The following is a 22604-nucleotide window of genomic DNA, read 5'->3' on the forward strand; positions in this document are numbered from 1 at the left end:
CTCTCCTCTCTAGTCTAACCTTACGCGTGGGTCAACGAATGCCGTAATGATATCTGTAATAAGAATCATAGCCATAAGCATGACCGCATAAACTATCGTTGTTCCCATGATAACAGGGAAGTCTTTTGATGGAATAGAATTGACAAATTGTTGCCCAATACCTGGAATACTAAAGATAGACTCAATAAGAACTGAACCAGTCAACAAAGCAGCGGTCATTGGACCAATCAATGTCAACATAGGAATCATAGAATTACGCAATGCGTGCTTCCAAAGAACTTCTTTACTTGACAAACCTTTGGCACGTGCCAAAAGTATATAGTCCGAATTCAAAGATTCAATCATTTCAGAACGAACAAATGCAGTTACTTGCGCCATTGAAGCAAGGGATAGTGCAATCGCCGGCATAACAGAAGTGCCACTCATAAATCCATCCCAGCCAGTAACTGGCAAAGCTTGTAAGGTATAACCAAATATCAAAAGCAGAACAGTACCCACAACAAATGAAGGAACTGAGAATGAAAATGTTGAGATAAGACTCAAAATGTTATCAACCCACGTGTTTCTGTAACGAGCAGAAAGTACCCCAAAAACTACCCCAAAAACAATGGCAATAATCATGGCTTCAAGTCCAAGTTCAGCAGAAACTGGGAGACGTTGTCCAATCATCATACTTACAGGTTGATTAGTGTAAGTGAAAGATGTTCCAAAGTTACCAGTAAAGGCGTGCCCCAAATAAATAAGATATTGTACATAGAGTGGTTTATCCAACCCATAACTGTGCATCAATACTTGAAGCTGACTTGGAGACAGTTTAGGATTGTTGAAAGGTGTTCCTGGCATTACTTGCATCAAGAAAAAAGTTGCCGTAACCACCAAGAAAAGTGTCAGCACCATCAACAAAACACGTTTCAAAATATATTTTGCTAGCATAAATAAATTTCCTTATAAAAACACGAAAAAGTAGGTACCTTTTTTAGGTCCTTGCTTCTTCGCCTGTTTATTTTCTATTTTCTATTTTTTAATATAAACTGATTTAAAGTCATAATTTAGACCAGTACCATGGAATGTCAAACCTTTAAGGTCTGGGTTTTTAAGTGATGGTGTTGTACGGAAATATACAGGATTGAAGCTGGCTTCTTCATATAATGCTTTTTCTGCATCTTTATAATCTGCATTACGTGCTGCATCATCTAATACATCTGGTAATGTGGCAGCTTTATTAAACGCAGTAACATAAGCTGGATTATTAACTTTACCATCATTTTGACCAGATGTAGGCAAGAAGAGATTCAAGAATGTAGATGGTTCAGCATAATCTCCACCCCAAAGTGACATAACCATATCAAAATTCTGAGTTTGCGAATCTTTCAAACGTTGTTGGAATGGAACGATTCTTTCAGTAATTGTCAATCCTGGTAAGGCTTTAGCCAAAGATGTTTGAAGATAGTCAGCTGTTGACTTAGCGACAGGTTTGTCAGCATCAGTAGTGTAAGTAAGATTTACTTTTGTTGCTCCAATTTCTTTCAAACCTTTTTCCCAAAGTGTTTTTGCTTTTGCAACATCATAGCTATAAGGTTGTGCTGCATATTTTGAAAAGTCTTCGCCAGTTTGTGTCTTCGCCATATTTGCAGGGACAAATCCTGTAGCAGGTGTTGAGCCTGGATAGAATTGACTAACAAGGTCTTTACGATTTGTAGCAAGATTAATTGCTTGACGAATATCTTTATTTTGAAGTGCTTTAGCAGCTGTTGGATTAGAAGTTCCTTTGCCTGATTGGTTATATTCAATGTAAGCCGTTGTTGCTTCTTTCAATGGTACATAATCTTTGCCACCATTGTAATCTTTGTTTGCTGCATATAAATCTGGAGAAGCGATAGGCGTTTCATCAAGTTTACCAGATTTGAATAATTGAACTGCTGTATTAGGGTTCTTTACAACTTGGATATCAATCTCTTTAGATTTTACATCTTTTTTATCATAGTAGTTAGGATTTTTAACTAATGAGAATGATTCATTTGTACCTGTCCAGCCAGCATTTTTCTTGAAGATAAATGGTCCAGAGTAAACTGTTTTAGCTGAAGATGTACCGTATTGCTTACCATATTTATCTACTGCTGCTTTTTGAACAGGGTAGAATACAGGTTCAGCAAGTAAGAACTTGAAGTATGGAACTGGTTGTGTCAATGTAACAGTGATTACATTTCCTTTAGCAACTGCGCCCAATTGGTTAAGGTCTTTGATTTTTCCAGAATTGATTTCAGCTGCATTTTTGATATGTCCAGCATCTGAAAGGAGATAAGCATAAGCAGAACCAGTTGCAGGATTGATTGCACGTTGCCAAGCATAAATAAAGTCTTTAGCTGTAAGAGCTGTGCCATCTGACCATTTCAAACCATCTCGAAGTGTAATCGTATAAGTCAAGCCATCAGAGGACTCTTTAATACTTTTTGCGAAAGCATTTACAGCTACATTCTTATTATTAACGCGTGTAAGTCCCTCTTGTGTATTCCCTGTGATTTCACCTGAATATGTATCTGTCAATGTTGCAGAATCAAGTGTTGAAATATCCGTTGTTAATTCTAACTGCGGATTTCTTGATGAAGATGATTTTGAACCTCCACAAGCTGCAAGAACAGCTACAGAAACTAATGCTACAGTTCCTAAGCCTACTTTTTTCCAAGTTTTCATGAAATTTCCCTCTTTCATTTAACATTTTTCTGAATGTGATATCGTCAGAAAATTTATTATATTGATTATTGTACTTAATCTATTCTAAAATGTAAAGTGAAATGACGTTTATCTTTTCTATGTTCATATTAAAAATTTTTTAACTCAAATCACTGTATTTAGTTTTATTAAGTATCTTAATAATTCTCGAATTTATTCTATAGTTGTCTGAAAATTCGATATGTTTATTATTTTATCAGTTTAAATTAAGCTTGTCAAGGGCTTACAATTTTTTTATAGATATTTTTGTTTCATTTTATGGAATTTGTTTTCACAAAAAAGACGTAGTCTTTACTACGTCTCCCTTATATTTAATTATTTAAGATATGCCGTTTTCAAGTCATAAGCTAAACCTGTAGAATGGAACTGTAAACCTTTGATATTTGGATTCATCAGGGCAGGATTGGCTTGAAAATCAACTGGGTTGATATATGAGCCTTTATAAAGAGTATCTTCCAACAATTTATAATCTGCATCTGTTTTAGCTTGACTTAAAACATCTGGAGTAGTTGTCGCTGCCTTAAAAGCATCATCATATGTTTTACTTGAGAACTTTCCATCATTATAAGACTGACCTGTCGTAAAGAGTTGAAGGAAAGTAGATGGCTCTGCATAATCTCCACCCCAGACGGACATGACCATATCAAAGTTCCCGTTTTTAGAATCCTGCAGACGTTGAGCATAAGGAATGATTTTCTCTGTCAGCGTCAAGCCTGGCAGGGCCTTGCTGAGTGAGGTCTGGAGGTAGTCGGCAATCTGCTTGGCAGAAGGCTTGTCAGCATCGGTCGTGAAGGAGATGTTGAGCGAAGTCTCGTCGATTTCTTTCAGCCCTTGTTCCCAGAGGGTTTTGGCCTTAGCAGTGTCGTAGGCATAGCCTTGAGCTGCATAGCTGGCAAAGTCTTCGCCAGTGGCGTTCTTGGCCATGCCGACCGGTGTGAAGCCAGTCGCTGGCGTTGAGCCTGGGACAAACTGGTCGACGATGTCTTTCCGGTTGGTCGCAAGGCTAATAGCTTCACGGATTTTCTTGTTCTTGAGGGCCTTGGCTACAGCTGGGCTCGACGTATTTTCGCCAGACTGATTGTATTCGATGTAGGCTGTTGTTGCTTCCTTCAGGTCGATGTTGTTCTTGCCACCATTGTAGTTCTTGTTAGCGGTGTAGAGGTCTGTGGTTGAGAGTTCAGCCTGGTCCAGCTTGTCCTGCTTGAACAACTGCACAGCCGTGTTTGGATTTTTGACGATTTGGTAGTCAATCTCTTCGGATTTGACATTCTTCTTATCGTAGTAATTTTGGTTCTTGACCAGCTTGAAGCTAGCGTTAGTACCTGTCCAGCCGGCGTCCTTCTTGAACTCAAAAGGTCCTGAGTAGACGACCTTGTCTGACGCCGTCCCGTACTGCTTGCCGTATTTTTCAACCGCCCCCTTATTGACCGGCATATAGATATTTTCCGTCAAAAGATACTCAAAGTAAGGGGTTGGCTTGCTGAGCTTGATTTCAAGTTCAGTGTCGCTGAGGGCTTTGACACCAAAGCTTGACAAGTCTTTATTTTCGCCTGTGTGGATGGCTTCGGCATTTTCAATGTTGGCCATAAGGTAGGCGTATTGAGAAGCCGTCTCTGGTGCGTTGGCCCGTTGCCATGAATAAACAAAGTCTTTGGCAGTCAATGCATCACCGTTCGACCACTTGAGGCCATCCCGGAGCTTGACGCTGTAGGTCAGGCCGTCATCTGAGACCTTGATGCTCTCAGCAAGAGCGTTGGCAGGCTTGCCGTCCTTGCCGACCCGAGTCAGGCCTTCTTGTGTGTTACCAATCAGGATGCCTGAGTAGGTCGAAGTGTTCGTCGCCGAGTCAAGTGTCGTCGGGTCCGTCGTCAGTGAAAGCTGTGGGTATTGTGAACCAGAGCTTGAGTTCCCACAAGCTGCCAGAAGCGCGACCGTCGCCAGCCCTGCAGTTCCAAGTGAAAGTTTTTTCCATGTCTTCATATCAAATAATTCCTCTCTTTTTGCACTCCCTAAAGCTTTATCCAAAAGATTCTTCTTTCTCGATAACCTTCAGAAAATTATAATATGTCGTTTATTGTGTCATCTGTTTTTAATTCTGTCAACGCTTTTCTTAATAAATTTTAATTAATTTGGTCATAAGTGATTTTTATGGAAGCGATAACTTCTGCTAGATAACGCCGTTTTCAACCATTGCATTTTTATAAGAAAATTTTATTTTAACTTATCTTTCTCTAATGTCTTCTGAAAACTTAATGTTTTTTGGCCGATTAATCTAACATAATATAGTAGAAAGTTGCAGTCTAAAAAAATAGGGCATAAGAAAAAAGCCTGCCAAAGCAGACTTTGAATGCAGTAAAGGAAAAGGACCTCATGCCAGCCCGCTCCTCTGACCACGAAAGAGGAACGCTCCGCTTTCCCTATCCAAAAGCTTTTTTACAGAGTTTTGACCCTCGATGCTCCCATTGGTCGCATTGCACCTCAAAACTTCTAGCAAAAAAGCCCATCTAACGATGGACTCTCATTAAAGGCGGCGATCGGATTTGAACCGACGATTAAGCTTTTGCAGAGCCATGTGTTACCACTTCACTACGCCGCCATAACACTGACCATTATAGCGAAATTCGCCTTCAAAATCAAGACTCAGATTATTCTTCATAAAAGGATATAATTTTTTGACAATTCGATACAAATACATTATAATAAGTATCATCCTCTTACATCAGGTCAATCGACCATCAAGACATCACCCATCACTGAGGAAGTCAGCTTCAAACTGACAACATTTATTTACTTATACATTCGTTTTCGGAGGAAATTATTATGTCATTTGCAAAACGCTCGAGCTTTGACGCCTACAAACAGGCCGACACCAAGCTCGAAAAAGTCCTTGGCGTCCGAGACTTCCTGGCACTGGGTGTCGGGACCATCATCTCTACCTCAATCTTTACCCTCCCGGGTATCGTCGCCGCTGATTTCGCAGGCCCTGCCGTCGTCTTCTCCTTCCTGCTCGCCGCTGTCGTCGCAGGCCTCGTTGCCTTCGCCTATGCCGAGATGGCCAATGTCATGCCCTTTGCCGGCTCCGCCTTTTCTTGGATTTCTGTCCTCTTTGGCGAAGGCTTTGGCTGGGTAGCCGGCTGGGCCCTGCTTGCAGAGTACTTCATCGCCGTCGCTTTTGTCGGCTCCGGCTTCTCTGCCACCTTCCAAAACCTGCTGAGCCAGCTCCACATCACGCTTCCTGCGACCCTCTCGAATCCTTTCGGGACCAAGGGCGGTATCGTCGACTTGATTTCGCTCCTCGTGATTGCTATCGCCGGTGTCATTGTCTTCATGGGGGCCAATGACGCCGGCAAGGTCTCACAGGTCCTGGTCTTCCTCAAGGTCGCTGCCATCCTGGTCTTTGTCGTTATCGGTATCACAGTCATCAAGCCACAAAACTACGTACCTTTCGTCCCTGCCCACAACCCTAAGACCGGCTTCGGCGGCATGTCCGGCATCCTCTCTGGTGTCTCTATGATTTTCCTGGCCTACATCGGTTTTGACTCGATTGCTGCCAACTCTGCTGAGGCAAAAAATCCAAAGCGGACCATGCCCATCGGGATTCTCGGCTCCCTCGCCATCGCTGTCGTCCTCTTCTCAGCCGTGACGCTGGTCCTTGTCGGTATGCATCCTTATAGCGACTACGCTGGCAACGCTGCCCCTGTATCTTGGGCACTTGCCCAATCTGGCTTCAAGAATCTGTCCATCATCGTCTCTGTCGTCGCTGATGCCGGCATGTTCGTCGCCCTCCTCGGCATGATTCTTGCAGGCTCCCGCCTCCTCTACGCCTTTGGCCGTGACGGGCTCCTCCCTGCCAAGCTTGGGAAATTTGACAAACGGGGCCTGCCGTCAAACGCTTTGATTACGATCACCGTCGTTGCCATCGTCATCGGCGCCTTCTTCCCATTTGCTTTCCTGGCCCAGCTGATTTCTGCAGGGACACTGGTCGCCTTCATCTTCGTGTCATTGGGCATGTTTGCCCTCCGCCCTCGTGAAGGCAAGGACCTGCCAGAAGCCAGCTACAAGATGCCCTTCTATCCAATCCTGCCAGCCCTTGGTGCGATCGGCTCTATCATCGTCTTTGAAGGTCTCGACTCATTAGCTAAGATGACTGCCTTCATCTGGTTCCTCATTGGGATTGTGGTCTACTGGCTCTATGGCTCTAAGCACAGCAAAAATAATAAAGAGGCTTAAAAAAAAAAAGCAGATTCTTGTCGAATCTGCTTTTTTATTTATAGACTGCCGCCAAGACCAGGCTAGATAAGCGTTTCAAGAGTTGTTCATCTTCAGCCACATACTGGTTAATCTGCCGGGTCGCCTTGTCTACCTCAGAGTGGAGGACGACCTGATGGGAGCCGGGAAACTCAGCCAATAGCTTGGCAATCGCCTTGTTTTTGCTATTGTCTTGCAGGTTGAGCCAGAGCTTGCGGTCGGTCTCGACCAGCTCAGAAATCCGGTCGGCCGCCAGCTGGAGCTCGTCGTTTCTCTCAGTGACCTTGCCGGTCATGAGATAGTAGTGGCCTTGCTCTAGCCGGCCCATAAAGTGCCGATAATTTTCAGGGAATAGGGTGACACTAAAATTATTTTTACTGTCTGAGGTCGTCAAAAAGGCCATGGTCTCGCCTGTCTTAGTCCGGTGAGTCCGGATGTTTAAGAGCTCGACTAGAACCGTCTGTCGCTTGTTTTTCTCAAGCTGTTCAAGCGGGGTGAATTGGGCCAAAAACTTGCCAGCTAAACTCTGCAGAGGATGAGGCGTAATCCCCACGCCCAGCAAATCCTTTTCAAACTGATATTTCTCAGAAGGGCTAAAATCATCAGCCGTCTGATAAGAAAACTTGAGCTGACTATTGCTCTCCTTAAACAAATCCAACTGGAAGGTCTGGTGGTAGTCAATCAGCCGTTCTATATTGGCCGCGAGCATCCCCCGGTTGCTGTCTTCCAGGTCATCAAAGGCACCAACCTGGATCAAAGGCATCAGATAGTCCTTCTTCTGCCAGTTTTCAGGCAGACTCCGGACTAGGCTTGACAGGCTCTCAAAAGGCCGATTTTCGACCAGCCAGAAGGCCAGGTCACGAGGCAGGCTGTGGAGTTGTCTGAGGCCAATCGAAATCCGGTGCTCGCCGACCCGGTCATGATAGGGCATCTTGTTGACGGCCGGCTTGTCAAGTACTAAACCATTGTCCAGAGCATCAGCCAGCATGGTCTCACGCTTGCGGTCGCCCAGCTGGACCTCGTAAAATTCGTCTGGAAAATGAGCCTTAAAATAGGCCAACTGAAAGGCCAGGGCCGCATAGGCATAGGCATGGGAACGGTTGAAGCCGTAGTTGGCAAAGCGTTCAATCAGGTCATAAATCTGGCTGGCCTGGCCCTCGCTGTGGCCGAGGCTCTTGGCACCTGCCAGAAACTCAGAGCGGAGCCTTTCAAATTCGCCATCTTTCTTTTTAGAAATGGCCCGCCGTAAAAGGTCGGCACGGCCGAGCGAAAAGCCTGAAAAGCGTTGGGCCACCTGCATGATCTGCTCCTGATAAATCATGATACCGTAAGTCGGAGCAAGAATGTCCTGGATAGAGGCATCAACCTCAGGCACCGCCTCCTTACCATGTCGTCTCGCCACAAATTGCGGGATAAACTGGCTAGGTCCCGGCCTAAATATTGAAGTCGCATCGACAATATCGTCGAATTTTGTCGGGGACAGATTTCTCAAAAAACGCCGCATCTGCGGGTTTTCAAATTGGAAGATACCGAGGGTGTTGCCAGCCCTAAATAAAGCCAGCGTCTCCTCGTCTTCCAGGTCAATCTTGACCGGGTCGACATCGAGTTGCTTGCGAGTCTTAACCAGACTCCGCATCCGCTCAAGGACAGAGAGGTTTCTCAGACCCAAGAAATCGATTTTCAAGAGGCCAATCGCCTCAATGTCGCCGGCTTCGTATTGGGCCAGGGCCAGGTCATCCGATGGTTTGAGGGCCACATAGTTGACCAGCGACCGCTCAGAAAGAACAACACCAGAGGCATGGACCGAGGTCTGCCTTGGCATGCCCTCAATCCTGCGGGCGAGCTCGTAAATCTTCATCAACTGGGGGTTTTTGAGGAGCTCAGCCTTGAATCTTGGATTGCTCTCATATTCATCGGCCAGGCTACCAAAGCGGTTAGCCAAAAGTCTAGTCATCCCAGAAATCTCGATTTCCGACAGACCAAAGGCCTTAGCCACATCACGAATTGCCTGACGCTTAGCCAGGGTCGAGAAGGTAACAATCTGGGCCACATGGTCATTGCCATAGCGGTTTTTCATGTAGGCCAAAAAATCCGCCCGCTTGTCGTCTGGCATGTCGATGTCAATATCGGGCATGGCAATCCGCTCAGGGTTCAGGAACCGCTCAAAGAGCAGATGGTTCTTGACCGGATCCACCTGGGTAATGCCGAGAGCATAGGCTACGAGCGAGCCCGCCGCAGAGCCACGCCCCATCCCGCAATAAATGCCTTCTTCTTTGGCATAACGCAGGAGGTCGGCGACAATCAGGAAGTAGTCGTCAAAGCCCATCTGGTGAATGACCGAGAGCTCTCTGTCGAGGCGGTCTTGGTAGGCTACCGTATCACTCGAGAGCTGTCTCAGGGCAAGGCCAGCTTCTGCTTCTGCCCTCAGATGCTCAACCGCAGGCCTCGTCTTATCAAAGCGGGGCAGGGCCAGCTTTTCATCGGTCTCATAGCTGATGTCTGCAACTAAGATTTCTAGATTTTTTACAGCTTCTGGAAAATGCTTCTGGAAATAATCCTGGTAACTCTCTGGACGTTGAAGGAGCTCGCTCTGCCCCAGCATCCGGTCGGGGTCATAGACCAGGCCGTCGCGAATGGCGTGGAGGACCTCCAGGCTCTCAGCATCTTCAGGGTCCAGATAGCGGACGCTCGGAAAAGGCAGGGCAGGCAGGAGGAAGCGGGCCTCTTTTGAGGTCGAGCGATTGATGCCGACATAAAGCTCAGGGACAAGCTTAGCTAACTCAGGAAGATTGCCGTAGGCCTCTGGGACGACCAGAGCAAGGCCCTCCAGATAGTTCTTAATGTCCTCAAAGCTCCGCCGTTCATAATTGTGCAGGGTCAAAATCCGCAGGAGATGCTTGTAGCCAGTCGTATTTTTGGCAATGAAGGCAAAAGTAATCGGCAGACCCTGCCAACTAAAGCTCAATTCAAGACCGACCACCGCTTTGAGTCCATAGTCTTTCGCCCTAGTCATCAACTGTCTAGCTGCATAGAGATTGCCGACATCCGTAATCCCAATCGTCTCAAAGCCCAGATGCTGTGCCCGCTCAAAATAAGTCCTGGTCCTGACCACGCTGTCTAAGAAACTATATTCGGTTTTAGTATTCAGCTGGGCGAACATAGGGCTCCTTTCTGGGGTTTTCTGTCTCTGCAGGTTATTTTTCTATTTTGGTCTGACAAGTGGAGTTAGAGCCGAGCCACAAGTTGCTGTGAAAAAGTCAAATGGTGAGATCGAAAGGCTCGGTTTTTAGCAGAAGAAAAATAGTCAAACTTGAAAAAACATCTTATAAGTATTATACTAAATAATAGATAAAATATCGAAAGAAGACCTATTATGAAAGTCATTGTCACCCTATTTTGGACCCTTGTGATTGGACAAGTCGTAGGCTATATTATGACCGCTCTCGCTGGCGTGCCAGATAACCCCCTCTATGTCTTATATGCATCTATCGGATTTGCGATTTTTATCCTGATTTTTCAGGCCATCGCAGTCACTCCACAGAAGAAGGCTTAGGCCTTTTTTATTTTTGGAAATCTCTGCTGGGTGGTGCTGCTCCAGAAAACCGCCAGCAGACCGCAGTGGGCCGGAAGCGAAGCCTACGGCTTCCATTCCTAGAATTTGAGCCTTAGGTCTCAAATTCTGCCTTTTTCACTGCAGTCTGCTGGCGGTTTTCTGGAGCTACTAACTCTCAAAAATTGAATAAATCCTAATTTTATAATTATAGTCTCGCAATAGTGTAATGGAAGAAATCCTGCAAAAATGATGTAAAAAAGGCAGACGGCGAGACCGCAGGGCTCGACATCTAGCAATGAAACCGAAGGTTTGCTTGCGTGCCTCACATCATCTTTTGCAGGATTTCTGGAATGGAACGAACCCATTCATGGGACTCCCAAATTTGCATTTATACCCCCTCCGGTATATAATAAAAACTATGAAAACAATTAGTACACATGAACTCTTAAAACTCCTCCCTGAAAAGCCTCATCTGGTAGATGTTCGGGAGGATTCCGAATTCTCTGACGGTCATATCAAGGAGGCTAAAAATGCCCCATTGAGCAAGTTTAAGTTGGGCATGTTCAAAAAAGATGAGCCCAACTACATCATCTGTCGCTCTGGTGGCCGCTCGATGAAGGCCTGCGAATTTCTAGAAGCCAATGGCTACGAGGTCGTCAATATTGACGGCGGTATGATGGCCTGGAATGGAGAAATTAGTCATGACTAAGGTCTACGATGCCAAGATGGTCAATCGGCTTAAGCGGGCTGAAGGCCAGATGCGTGGCGTCCAAAAGATGATGGAGGCTGAAGAAGTCTGCGGCGACGTGGTCACCCAGCTCACAGCTGTGCGAAACAGCATTGACAAGCTCATCGGCCTGATTGTCGCTGAAAACCTCAAGACGACCGTGCTCGAAGCGGAAGAGGCTGGCGACCGGGAGGCAAAAATCCAAAAAGCCATCGACCTCATCATCAAAAAATGATAAAATGGATGAAAGAAAATCCTAATTTAGAAAAATTAAAACATGCAAAAGATAAAAATTAATGGCGGAAAACGCCTTTCTGGTAAGGTCACCGTCTCTGGTGCCAAGAACTCTGTCGTTGCGCTGATTCCGGCGACCATCCTCGCCAATGACATCGTCACGCTCGAAGGGGTCCCTGACATCTCTGACGTGGCCAGTCTCGTCGAAATCATGGAAATCATGGGGGCTGTCATCGAACGTGATGTCGATGGCGGAAAACTGGTCATCGATACCCGGCCTGTCGTCTCTAAGCCCCTGCCTTATGGAAAAATCAACTCCCTGCGTGCTTCTTACTACTTTAATGGTGCCCTCCTCGCCCGCTTTGGCCAGGCGACGGTCGGCCTGCCTGGAGGCTGTGACCTTGGTCCCCGCCCGATTGACCTGCATATCAAGGCTTTTGAGGCACTCGGAGCTGAGATGTCTTATCAAGAAGAAGCCATGCACCTGGAGAAGACTGGCGACCAGCTCAATGGAGCCAGCATCTACATGGACGTGGTCTCTGTCGGAGCGACAATCAACACCATGCTGGCGGCTGCTGCCGCTGACGGTGTGACCATCATCGAAAATGCCGCCCGCGAGCCCGAAATCATTGATGTGGCGACGCTTTTGAACAACATGGGAGCCAAGGTCCGTGGGGCTGGGACGGACATCATCCGGATTACCGGCACACAAGACTTCCACGGGGCTAGCCATACCGTCATCCCTGACCGGATCGAGGCTGGGACCTATCTGGCACTCGCCGCTGCCATGGGCGACGGGATTGTCGTTGACAATGTCATCTATGAGCACCTAGAAGCCTTTGTGGCCAAGCTCGAAGAAATGGGCGTCCGGATGACCATCCGCGAAGATTCTATCGAGGTTCATAAATCTGACAATCTTAAAAGCGTCAATATCAAGGCCGTACCATACCCTGGCTTTGCGACCGACCTGCAACAGCCAATCACCCCCCTCCTGCTTTTAGCAGAAGGCAAGGGCTGGATCATGGACACGATTTATGAAAAACGGGTCAACCACGTGCCTGAACTCGCCCGCATGGGGGCTGAAATCACAGCCGTCGGCGATCGGATTCATTATGGGGCTCCCAATAAATTGACTGGCAACCAGGTCCATGCGACCGACCTCCGGGCCGGTGCCTGCCTCGTTGTCGCTGGTGCCATTGCTTCAGGCAGTACAGTCATCAGCAATATTGAGTTTATCCTGCGAGGCTATGACAATATCATCGAAAAGATGACAGCTCTAGGAGCCGACATCCAAATCATCGAAGAAGATTGACATCTGGCTTTATTTTACGGATAAAGCCTAGGAGGACAAGATGGCAGAATTAAAATATGAAATCGTCGAGCACCTGATCACACTCTCAGAAAACAAGGCCGGCTGGACCAAGGAACTCAATCTCGTCTCTTGGAACGACGCCGACGCCAAGTACGACCTGAGAAGCTGGTCGCCTGACCACACTAAGATGGGGAAGGGGATTACCTTGACGGATGAGGAGTTTAAGGCCTTGGTTAAGGAGTTGACGAATTAGGAAAAGCAGTCGGGTGGACTGCTTTTTTCTTACTTTCTGACAACAGGAATCCAAATCTTTCCCCAATAAGTCTCGTTAGCTAAGGCTTCAGACGACAGAACCAAATTTCGTTCAGGCAGACAGGCCTTCACAAAATCCAAGAACTCTGGGCGTTCTTCTACTGCAAACGTCTCTAAATCATGCTTATAGTGGTTCTTAAAATAACGGGCATCATTCGCCCGCAAGCCAGCAGGACGAGCCTCGATGTTAAAGACGACGAGCGGTTGGACTATTTTGTGCATTGGTTGATATATTTCGGGAAAGGGATAAGGTTTAGGAAGATTCCAGAAGTTTTGCTTGGGCTTATTAAAGAGGAACTGGCCGGCTTTGATAAGATGCTTGATGAGGAATAATGAGATTGCTTTTAGATCCCCAGAGGAAATCCATATTGATAGGCCTCGAGTGGAAGAAATTCTGCAAAAACACTGCGAAACATGGCAACTGGCGAGACCAAAGGGCTCGATAGTTAGCAATGAAAGCGAAGCTTTGCTTGCGGGCCTCACAGTGTTTTTGCAGAATTTCTGGAACGGGACTCGTTCTTAACTGCTTAAAATTTTTCCTGCTTGACTCAACTCCCGCTCCTCGACAATTCCAGTAATAGCATCATTTTGCGAGAACAGAAAAAATATCCACTAGGTATAGCATTTTCTATAGGCCATAGGCTCTTAGCTTTTCCTGAATGTACTGTCTTTTTGTTTCCAATGAAACGTTGTGATAGCAGCATGCTGCGAGATTAGAAAAACATACTGAGTATAAATTACTTTTATTGGCTATAGGCTCATAGCTTTATCTGAATGTATTGTCCTTATCTGTTCCACGGCATGCTGTAATAACACCATGCTGCGAGATTAGAAAAACAGTGCGTTAGCACTGTTTTTTACTCAAACACAAACTGATTATGATAAAGCTCAGCATAGAAGCCACCTTGAGCGACGAGCTCGTGGTGGTTGCCTTCTTCGATGACTTGGCCGTCTTTGAGGACGACGATTTTGTCAGCGTTCAAGATGGTCTTCAGTCGGTGGGCAATGACGAATGAGGTCCGGCCTGCAATCGCAGCTTCCATGGCCCATTGGATTTGTTGCTCAGTGACGGTGTCGACGTTAGACGTTGCTTCATCGAGGATGAGGAGGTCAGGATTTGTCAAGATGGTACGGGCAATTGAAATCTGTTGCTTTTGTCCGACTGAGAAGACGGACTCTTCATCAGAGACATGGGTCTCATAGCCTTCAGGCAGGCTCATGATAAATTCGTGGATGTGGGTGGTCTTAGCCACGGTCTCGATTTCTTCTTGAGTCGCATCCTGCTTCCCGAATTTAATATTATCGGCAATCGTGCCGTCAAAGAGGACAGACTCCTGGAGGACAATCCCTACCTTAGAACGCAGGCTGTCCAGGTCAAATTCACGGATGTCTGTACCGTCAAACTTGACAGCCCCGCCATTGACATCGTAGAAGCGGTTCATCAGGTTCATAACAGTCGTCTTACCAGAGCCGGTTGGGCCGACCAAGGCGACCATCTGGCCCTTCTTGACGTCAATGTTGACATCACGGAGGACCGGCTTGCCAGGCAGGTATTCAAAGTCGAGGTGCTCGATTTGTACGCCTTCTTTGATGCCTGTAAATTCCTTGCCATTTTCAGGACGAATTTCTTCAGGTTCATCAAACATAACATTTAAGCGGGTCGCACCGGTAATGGCAAGCTGGAGTTGACCAAAGTTTGACGACACCTGCATGATCGGATTGTAGTAGGTCTGGGCATATTGCACAAAGGCTACAATCAGGCCAAGGCCGACAGCCAGTGAGGTGTTATTGTCATTCAAGACGATAGAAGTCCCACCAAAGATAACGATGGCGATGGTCAAGAGCTGGAAGCCGTTCATGAGTGGGAAAATCATACCAGACCAGGCCTGAGCCGCAAAGGTCCGTTTTTTGACTTTCTCATTATGTGACAGGAAGCCAGCCACAGAGTCTTCTTGGAGGCCTTCGACGATGATGGCCTTTTGACCAGAAATCTTTTCATCCATGTAGGCATTCAATTGTGAGACTTCTTCTTGTTGCCGGTCAGTCGACTTTTTGGCCTGACGAACGATGATAAAGGCTGCAATGATGGCAATCCATGAGACAGAAACCGTCAGCAAAGCAAACTTCGTATCCTTATGGAACATCTGAATCAGGACACCGATAAAGAGAGCACCGTTTGAAATCACAGAGACCAGGGCCTGGTTGAGCGTGTTTTGGATATTATCCAGGTCAGACGTAAAACGGGCCAGGATGTCACCGTCTTGATGGCGGTCAAAGTAGCTGATGGTCAGTCGCTCAAGCTTTCCAAAGAGGCCTTTCCGCATGCGATTGGTCGAATGAGCCACGATGCGGGAGAACAGGAGGGTGTAGATCAGCATAGAGACGCCAGTTGCGATATAGGTCGCAAGGAGCTTCCACATACCGGTCATGAAGCTTGAGATATCAGCCTTAGGGCTTGTGGCGACCGTCTTAAGCAGGTCAAGCGTTGTACCCTTTGGCAAGTGTGACGTGATCTGGCTTTGAGCTGCCTCTGGCAGGTGTTTCACCACTTCAGGCACCTGTTGCCAGCTGACACTTTGATGAGTCATTTGTGAAAGCTGGGCCGCAATCTGTTGCAGGGCCTGCTGGGATTGACCTGCACGCTGATGGACAAAGTAGGCCTGGACGTACTTGGTCAAATTGGTAATCGCATCCCCCAAGAGTGACGGAGCGATGACCTGCAACCAGGTCGCTGCGATAATGAAAATCAAAATCACAACAAACTGGAGCTTGTATTTTTTCAGATAAAGGTAGAAGAACCTGATCGCACGACCAGTATCAGATGTCTTTTTCATATTTTTAGTATTTTCCATCTTTTAGTCCTCCTTTGCTTTCTGAGTTTCGTAAATTTCTTGATAAACGGCATTGCTAGCAGCGAGCTCGCTGTGGGTTCCTTCGCCGACCAGTTTACCCTGGTCAAGGACCAGGATCTTATCAGCATGGACGACAGAAGAAATCTTCTGGGCAATGACGATGGTGGTCGTGTCCTTGAGGTCCTTGTTCAGAGCCTCTTGGACTAGCTTTTCAGACTTGGCGTCAAGGGCTGAGGTCGAGTCATCGAGGATCAGGACATTCGGGTTCTTGACGACACCCCGTGTGATGGACAGGCGTTGCTTTTGACCGCCGGAGAAGTTGTTACCGCGTTCTTCGACTTCTGCATCGTACTGGCCCTCCTTGTTTTGGATGAACTCAGCGGCTTGGGCAATCTGTGCAGCCCGTGACATGTCAGCCTCAGTCGCATCAGCCTTTCCCTGCTTGATATTGCCCGCAATCGTGCCGGAAAAGAGAATTGCCTTTTGGAGGACAATCGAGATATTTTGCTTGAGAGTCCCACGAGAGACGTTTTTCAGGTCTTTACCACCGACCTTGACCGTCCCTTCAGTCGGGTCAAAGAGCCGAGGAATCAGCTGGGCCAGGGTGGATTTACCAGCCCCAGTCGCACCAACAATCCCGACCATCTGACCAGGCTCGATCTTGAAGCTGATGTCTTTGAGCATGGCTTCTTCATCGTGTGGATAGCTAAATGAGACATGGTCAAACTCGACAGAACCTGCAAGGACTTCGTCTTGCGCAGTTTCATCAAACTTCATGGCAGGCTCAGTCTTAAGCACCTCATTGATACGGCCGATAGAAACCATCCCACGTGAGGCAAACATAGAAATCATCCCACCCATGATGATGGCAAACATGATCATGCCCATGTAGGTCATGAAGGTAGAGAGGCCACCGATGCTTTCTTGGGCAATGCTGGTTGAGTTGGTCACAAAGGTTGAGACGAACCAGATGGCCAGCCAGATGGCACCCTGAGCAATGACGGTAAAGAGGGGAATCATGGCAGAGAAGAGCTTGCCGACCGCCCAGTTGTGGTCATAGAGGGTGTCTGAGGTCTTGTCAAATTCATCGATTTGATTTTGCTCTTGGACAAAGGATTTGACGACACGAGAGCCCCGCAGGTTTTGCTTGGCAATGGCGTTGATTCGGTCCATGAGTTTTTGGAAGGCCATAAAGTGAGGCCCCATCCGGCCCATCAGAAGAGCTGTGACAGCGAGAATCAAGATGATCAAGATGACCGTAATCCACCAAAGGCGAGGCAGGGTCGTGATGGAAAGAATCACACCCCCAATCAGGAGGACCGGAATCCGCATGAGGATTTGAAAGACCATGAACATCAGATTTTGAATCTGAGTCACGTCATTGGTCATCCGGACGACGAGGTTGCCAGCGTTAAATTCTTCGACGTTTTCATAAGAAAATGTATTGATTTTCTTATAAGTTGCTTCACGAACATCAGCCCCGATGGCCTGGGCGACGCGGGCTGCAGCTAGCGTGCTGAGGATAGCTGCGACAATCCCGATGCCTGCGACAATCAGGAGTTCAATTCCGTAGCCTGAGACCTTCTGCGACATCTCATGACGCGTATAGGTCGTCGATGAGAGGACGGTCAGGATGTGTTTCATGACTTGGGGTTGGTAGAGTTGGGTACCCGCATAAATGAAGGTGGCGAGGATTGCTCCAAGGACCACCCAGATATGCTTTTTGATGGATTTGAAAATCATGTTTTCCCATTTCCTTTTCTAATATTTCTTCTATTTAAGACTCAATCATTTTAACACTTTCAGGATTTGTTTTCAAATTAAAAATACTAATAGCGTTAATTTATTTTGATGTTAATGATTTTCATACTGAAGAGTCGTTGCGTTCTGGAAATCCGGCTAGCCTCTGTGGGCACGCAAGCAAAGCCCTGCGGGCTTTCATTGCTAAGTGCTGAGCCCTTCGGTCTCAGCACTTGCCTTGGCACAGGGGCTGACCGGATTTCCTCCACTCCACTATAACCTCCTTAATTTTAATTCAAAACAAAACTGCTAGCCAGAGCCAAGGTGGCGAGACCTCCCTGAGTCAGGATAATCTTCTTATCACTGGTAAAACTGCCATAGAGGGCGACCAGGATGATATAAATCAAGAGTAGGCGGAGGATTTCAAGGCCTGAGGCTGAGAAAAAGAGGGCATAGAGCAGGCCCAGGCCAATCAGGCCATTATAGACGCCCTGGTTCTTGAAAAGGGTCTGAACACTGGGCCGGCTGAGTTCTTCTTGGGGCATCTTAAAGACCCGGGCCGTCACCTTTGAGCTAGTCGCAAGGGTCTCTAGGGACATGATATAGAAAAACTCGAGGGCAACGAGCAGGCTCAAAATCATCGTTATATTCGACATCAAAAAGTCTACTTTCTTCTATTATTTGAAGCTGGTCAGCTTTTCTGCTGGGAGACGGGAACTGCCGTGGCCTTCTACGGCTCCCTTGCCGATAGCGATAATCATGACAGGGATATAGCGGTCCTTGTCCATGCCAAAGGCTTCAGCAAGCTGGTCTGCCTCAAAGCCACCGATAGGATTGGTCTCATAGCCGTGGGCACGGGCAATGAGCATGAACTGCATGGCAGCGAGGCTGGCATCGATTTTGACGACATCGTTCATGACCTCTTTTGAAAAGCTTTCATAGTAGGGAATGTAGGCGTCAAGGAGTTGATTCTTCGTTGCTTCGTCCATGTGACCGTCAGCGACGGTCTTGCCGTAGATTTCTTCAGCGTATTCGTAGTTTTTCATGTCGCCAAAGACCAGGACCATGGCTGATGAGGTCTCGTTTTGTCGGGTGTTAAAGCGGACGAGAGGATGGAGGGTCGCTTTGGCCTCGTCTGATTCTGCCACGACAAAACGCCAGGACTGCATGTTGACAGAAGATGGGGCAGTCGTCGCCTCCTGGATCATTTCCAGCATTTCTTCATGTGAAATCTTGTAGTCCTTGTCAAAGACCTTGACGGATTTGCGGTTGAGGGTGATGTCTGCGAAGTCGTTGTTCTTAAAGTTTGAAGTCATTTTGATTTCCCTTAAAAATTCTTAATTTATTAACCTCGCTATTATAGCTTTATCAGCCCTCTTTTTCAAAGATTTGGACCGGAATTTTAATCGTTTCCCAGAATACATTTTTTGCTATAATAAGAACTATGAACAACGAACGTCGAAGAAAATTAAAATTGGCAGAAAAAGGGATTTGGCTATCCATTTCAGCCTATATCCTCCTGTCCATCGGCCAGATTGCGGTCGCTGAGCTGACCCACTCTGAGGCCTTGCGGGCCAACGGTTTTAACAACCTGACCGACATCCTTGGCAACATCGCCATTCTCATCGGCATCCGGATTGCCCGGATTCCTGCCGACGACGACCACGTCTATGGCCACTGGAAAATCGAGTCTATTGCCAGTCTGATTTCTTCCTTCATCATGTTTCTGGTCGGCTTTGAGGTCCTCCGTGAGACCATCATGAATTTCATTGCCAACAAGAACGAGTCTATTGATCCTATCGGTGCCTGGGCTGGTGTCATCTCAGCCATCATCATGTTCTTTGTCTACCTATATACTCGCCAGTTGGCCAAAAGCACCCAGTCTCAGGCTCTTGCGGCTTCTAGCAAGGACAATTTGGCCGATGCCGTGACCAGTATCGGGACGGCCATCGCCATTGTCGCCGCCAGCTTTAACATGGCCTGGCTCGACCATCTGGTCGCCCTGATCATCGGCCTTTTCATTATCAAGACCGCTTATGAAATCTTCAGAGACAGTGTCTTCTCGCTCTCTGACGGCTTTGACGAGAGCCTGATTGATACTTATAAAAATGAAATTGAACAACTTCCTAAAATTAAAAAGGTCAAGATGATTCGGGGACGGACCTACGGCAGCAACATCTTTCTGGATGTGGTCGTCGAAATGTCGCCCGACCTCTCCGTCTTTGAGAGCCATGAGATGACGGAGAAAATCGAGCAGCTCCTCCAAGATAAGTACGAGGTCTATGATACCGACGTCCACGTTGAGCCGGCCGACTTGCCCGAAGAACGCCACTATGCCTCACGTAGCCTCGAGCTCCTCAGCAAGGAAGAAAAGGTCCTCAACCGGCAAAAATCGCAAGAACTCCTGGCAGAAAACTTCCAATTCATTGCTGAAAATGGCCGGATTTATGATAAAGAAGCCTATAAGAAGCTCATGCCAAGGGAAAATCTGGCCCTCCATCATTACGAGGCCCAGCAGGTCAGCAAGAAAACCTTCTTGCTCGAATACCGATACACCGATGGCCACAGCTACCAGGTCAGCTCCATCTGGCGTCGCAATGACAACTGGTACTGCATCCATAGACAGGAGACCGAAATCCATGACTAAGCAAGCTGAAATCATGACCGAGCTGACCGACATTTTTAACAAGAACAACCGCCTGAGAAAACCATTGATGGAAAAAGCTTTTGAGGGCTTGAGTCTCTCTGAAATCGAGGCCCTGGAAATCATCGGCCAAATCAAGCAGGTCAACGTGACCAAGCTCGCTAGGGCCCTCTACATGACCCGGGGGGCGGCGAGCAAAATCAGTAAGAAACTCCTGGCCAAGGGGATGATTAGGGATTATAGCTCGGCTGAGAATAAGAAGGAAATTTATTTTGAGCTGACCCCGCAAGGTCAGGCTGTTAACGACCAACACGAGGGCTTGCATAAGGACTTTCTAGCCCAGGATAAGGTGGTTTTTGATGAGCTGAGTCCTGAGGAGTTTAAGTTTTTAGAGAAGTTTTTGAAGGATTATAATTCGCATTTGGACCGATTGTTGAAGGAAGGCCTGGCTTAGGGCTTTTTTTTGATTGTCCTCAACTGCATAGAAAAAGAGCCCGATTTCAAGGCTCTTTTCTCTCTATACATTTTTAACTTTCTTTGACTTTCTCAGCAAATAAATCCCAATAGCAAACAATACCAAGGAAGGCAACATCATATAAGGTGCCGCACTCCCCCAAAAGGCATGGGAATAAAGGGCAAAGCCCTCAAATCTGATGTCGCTTGGTGCTGTAAAGGGATCGACCGTCATCCCAATGAAGGCTCCGACTATCGCTTCCAGAAATCCTAAGAAAATGAAGGCTAAACCCCAGTTGATATAAGTCTTTTTCATGATATCCCCGCCTTTATATATTAATTTATTAGCTCGCCCAAACGAATGTTTTCGCTTTCAAGATTATAATATCATACTTTTTCATAAATCGCTTAAATAGAAGATTCAAAGCAAGGCAGAACGCCATTCTTAGTCGGATTTTCATCCAAAAAAATCTCTCTAAAACTCATTTAGTTGACAAGGAAACAAAAATAAGTTATACTATATTTGTTTCCGAGGAAACCACAAACAAGAACAACAACCATCTCAAAAAACGAGGTCCACCTATGAACACCAATAAACACGCCCTAAGCTTCGGGCTCATCACTAGCTTCTTGACCGGTCTTGGCTTTACCATCATCTCGCCGGTCGTCCCCTTTATGGTCCAGCCCTTTACTAACAGCCAGCAGCAGGCCCTCATCGTGACTAGCCTAACGGCTGTCTACGCCCTCTGCACTTTTCTGGCAGCTCCCGCCATCGGCAGCCTGTCTGACCGCTTTGGCAGACGGCCCATCCTGATTTTCAGCCTACTTGGCTCTGCCATTGGCTACCTGATTTTCGGCTGGGCGGGCTCCCTCTGGATGCTCTTTGCTGGCCGGATCATCGACGGCTTGACTGGCGGTAATATCGTCGCCCTTTTCGCCTATCTCTCTGACATTTCTGAGCCTAAAGACCGGACCAAGATTTTCGGTTGGGCAGCCGCTGCTGTTGGTGTCGGCACTATCACTGGCCCCGTCATCGGTGGCCTCCTGGCCCAGTTTGGCAACAGCGTCCCCTTTATCTTTGGAGCCCTGATTTCCCTGATCAATATGGCTTACGGTCTGATCGCCATGCCTGAGAGCCTGACTGCAGATAAACGTTTGAGCAGTCTTCCTGCTCGACGGCTCAATCCCTTTACCAGCCTCTTTGACCTCTTCAGCCTGCCCCAGCTTTCCCGATTATTTATGGTCGGCCTCCTGGTCTGGCTCCCTTCAGGGAGCCTACAAGCCATTGTCAGCCAGTTTGCCCTGGACAGCTTTGCCTGGCAGGCGGTCATTATTGGGCTTATCTTTGCCATCATGGGCTTGATGGACATTCTCACTCAGACCCTCGGCATGAAATTCCTCCTCAAGCACTTTAGCGACCAGGACCTCATGCGACTGGCTTTGACTAGCGAGCTCATCGGCTACCTCCTCATCAGCCTCTCTGCCCTGCTCAGCCTCTGGCCTCTCTTTATCCTGGCCATGTTCATCTACGCCTTTGGCGACTCTGTCTTTGGGACTGCCTATAACGGCCAGGTCTCTAAGACAGCGGATGAAAACGACCAAGGCAAGGTCCAAGGTGGCTCTCAAGCCCTCCAGTCACTGGCCCGAGTCGCAGGTCCCCTCCTTGGTGGCGGCCTGTACAGCAGCCTCGGCCACGCCAGTCCAGCTTTTCTCGGCGTCCTCTTCCTTGGCCTTGCCCTGATTACTGTTGCCCTCAATCGCTCAAGCATCTAAGACTCAAAAAAAGCCAGCCTTCATCC

19 protein-coding genes and 1 tRNA gene are annotated in these 22604 nt (G+C 47.3%); 9 read left to right on the forward strand and 11 right to left on the reverse strand.

The genetic code is table 11. The features are described 5' to 3' along the window. Positions 1-9 precede the first annotated feature (9 nt). The 4 genes from NtB2_RS00870 to NtB2_RS00885 all read right to left on the reverse strand — a co-directional run bounded on the left by NtB2_RS00870 (position 10) and on the right by NtB2_RS00885 (position 5326). A complete protein-coding gene (locus NtB2_RS00870) occupies positions 10-933 on the reverse strand; it encodes an ABC transporter permease (protein WP_109245056.1) in 924 nt (307 codons plus the stop codon). An 81-nt stretch (positions 934-1014) separates the two neighbouring features. Further along, the gene (locus tag NtB2_RS00875) at positions 1015-2691 is read right to left on the reverse strand and encodes a peptide ABC transporter substrate-binding protein (RefSeq protein WP_109245156.1); all 1677 of its coding nucleotides are present in this window, start codon (positions 2689-2691) and stop codon (positions 1015-1017) included. Positions 2692-3045: 354 nt separating this feature from the next. Next, a complete protein-coding gene (locus tag NtB2_RS00880) occupies positions 3046-4710 on the reverse strand; it encodes a peptide ABC transporter substrate-binding protein (RefSeq protein ID WP_109245157.1) in 1665 nt (554 codons plus the stop codon). Between the two features lie 545 nt (positions 4711-5255). Further along, positions 5256-5326, reverse strand: a tRNA-Cys gene (locus tag NtB2_RS00885). A gap of 224 nt (positions 5327-5550) precedes the next feature. Here NtB2_RS00885 and bcaP point away from each other — a divergent pair. Then, positions 5551-6960, forward strand: coding sequence for a branched-chain amino acid permease BcaP (bcaP, locus tag NtB2_RS00890; RefSeq protein ID WP_109245057.1), 1410 nt, complete (start codon positions 5551-5553; stop codon positions 6958-6960). A gap of 34 nt (positions 6961-6994) precedes the next feature. On the opposite strand, the gene NtB2_RS00895 is transcribed toward bcaP, so the two are convergent. Then, complete coding sequence (locus tag NtB2_RS00895; RefSeq protein WP_109245058.1) at positions 6995-10138, reverse strand: DNA polymerase III subunit alpha; 3144 nt, start codon at positions 10136-10138, stop codon at positions 6995-6997. A 213-nt stretch (positions 10139-10351) separates the two neighbouring features. Here NtB2_RS00895 and NtB2_RS00900 point away from each other — a divergent pair, with 213 nt between their 5' ends. From NtB2_RS00900 to NtB2_RS00920, 5 genes are all read left to right on the forward strand, one after another. Then, positions 10352-10531: a DUF2929 family protein gene (locus NtB2_RS00900; protein ID WP_109245059.1), complete on the forward strand. Its 180-nt coding sequence runs from the start codon at positions 10352-10354 to the stop codon at positions 10529-10531. A gap of 418 nt (positions 10532-10949) precedes the next feature. Beyond that, positions 10950-11240: a rhodanese-like domain-containing protein gene (locus NtB2_RS00905; protein WP_109245060.1), complete on the forward strand. Its 291-nt coding sequence runs from the start codon at positions 10950-10952 to the stop codon at positions 11238-11240. After that, entirely contained in the window at positions 11233-11493 is a 261-nt protein-coding gene (locus tag NtB2_RS00910; RefSeq protein WP_109245061.1) for a metal-sensitive transcriptional regulator, read from the forward strand. Before NtB2_RS00905 ends, NtB2_RS00910 begins: the two co-directional genes overlap by 8 nt. Before the next feature lie 42 nt (positions 11494-11535). After that, complete coding sequence (murA, locus tag NtB2_RS00915; RefSeq protein WP_109245062.1) at positions 11536-12804, forward strand: UDP-N-acetylglucosamine 1-carboxyvinyltransferase; 1269 nt, start codon at positions 11536-11538, stop codon at positions 12802-12804. A 40-nt stretch (positions 12805-12844) separates the two neighbouring features. Beyond that, a complete protein-coding gene (locus NtB2_RS00920) occupies positions 12845-13057 on the forward strand; it encodes a YdbC family protein (RefSeq protein ID WP_109245063.1) in 213 nt (70 codons plus the stop codon). Positions 13058-13086: 29 nt separating this feature from the next. Here NtB2_RS00920 and NtB2_RS08510 read toward each other — a convergent pair whose 3' ends face one another. The 5 genes from NtB2_RS08510 to NtB2_RS00950 all read right to left on the reverse strand — a co-directional run bounded on the left by NtB2_RS08510 (position 13087) and on the right by NtB2_RS00950 (position 19024). Then, positions 13087-13338 (reverse strand): DUF8821 family protein, encoded by a 252-nt coding sequence (locus tag NtB2_RS08510; RefSeq protein WP_125194924.1) that lies wholly within the window; start codon positions 13336-13338, stop codon positions 13087-13089. A gap of 635 nt (positions 13339-13973) precedes the next feature. Beyond that, positions 13974-15968: an ABC transporter ATP-binding protein gene (locus NtB2_RS00935; protein WP_109245066.1), complete on the reverse strand. Its 1995-nt coding sequence runs from the start codon at positions 15966-15968 to the stop codon at positions 13974-13976. Positions 15969-15971: 3 nt separating this feature from the next. Next, entirely contained in the window at positions 15972-17711 is a 1740-nt protein-coding gene (locus NtB2_RS00940; RefSeq protein ID WP_109245067.1) for an ABC transporter ATP-binding protein, read from the reverse strand. A 287-nt stretch (positions 17712-17998) separates the two neighbouring features. Then, a complete protein-coding gene (locus tag NtB2_RS00945; RefSeq protein ID WP_109245068.1) occupies positions 17999-18364 on the reverse strand; it encodes a DUF1304 domain-containing protein in 366 nt (121 codons plus the stop codon). A 21-nt stretch (positions 18365-18385) separates the two neighbouring features. Further along, on the reverse strand, positions 18386-19024 hold the full coding sequence (locus NtB2_RS00950; protein WP_109245069.1) for a nitroreductase family protein: 639 nt from the start codon (positions 19022-19024) through the stop codon (positions 18386-18388). Between the two features lie 128 nt (positions 19025-19152). Here NtB2_RS00950 and NtB2_RS00955 point away from each other — a divergent pair, with 128 nt between their 5' ends. Both NtB2_RS00955 and NtB2_RS00960 read left to right on the forward strand, forming a co-directional pair. After that, positions 19153-20355, forward strand: a complete 1203-nt coding sequence (locus NtB2_RS00955) for a cation diffusion facilitator family transporter (protein ID WP_109245070.1) — start codon at positions 19153-19155, stop codon at positions 20353-20355. Next, a complete protein-coding gene (locus NtB2_RS00960; protein ID WP_109245071.1) occupies positions 20348-20806 on the forward strand; it encodes a MarR family transcriptional regulator in 459 nt (152 codons plus the stop codon). The genes NtB2_RS00955 and NtB2_RS00960 overlap by 8 nt, the downstream gene beginning before the upstream one ends. 63 nt (positions 20807-20869) lie before the next feature. Here the strand turns inward: NtB2_RS00960 and NtB2_RS00965 are convergent, their stop codons facing one another. Further along, a complete protein-coding gene (locus NtB2_RS00965) occupies positions 20870-21121 on the reverse strand; it encodes a DUF3169 family protein (protein WP_109245072.1) in 252 nt (83 codons plus the stop codon). A gap of 266 nt (positions 21122-21387) precedes the next feature. On the opposite strand from NtB2_RS00965, the gene NtB2_RS00970 reads away from it, so the two are divergent. Next, a complete protein-coding gene (locus NtB2_RS00970) occupies positions 21388-22578 on the forward strand; it encodes an MFS transporter (RefSeq protein ID WP_109245073.1) in 1191 nt (396 codons plus the stop codon). Positions 22579-22604: the final 26 nt, after the last annotated feature.

Source organism: Lactococcus termiticola, from assembly GCF_003116835.1.
Taxonomy (GTDB): domain Bacteria; phylum Bacillota; class Bacilli; order Lactobacillales; family Streptococcaceae; genus Lactococcus; species Lactococcus termiticola.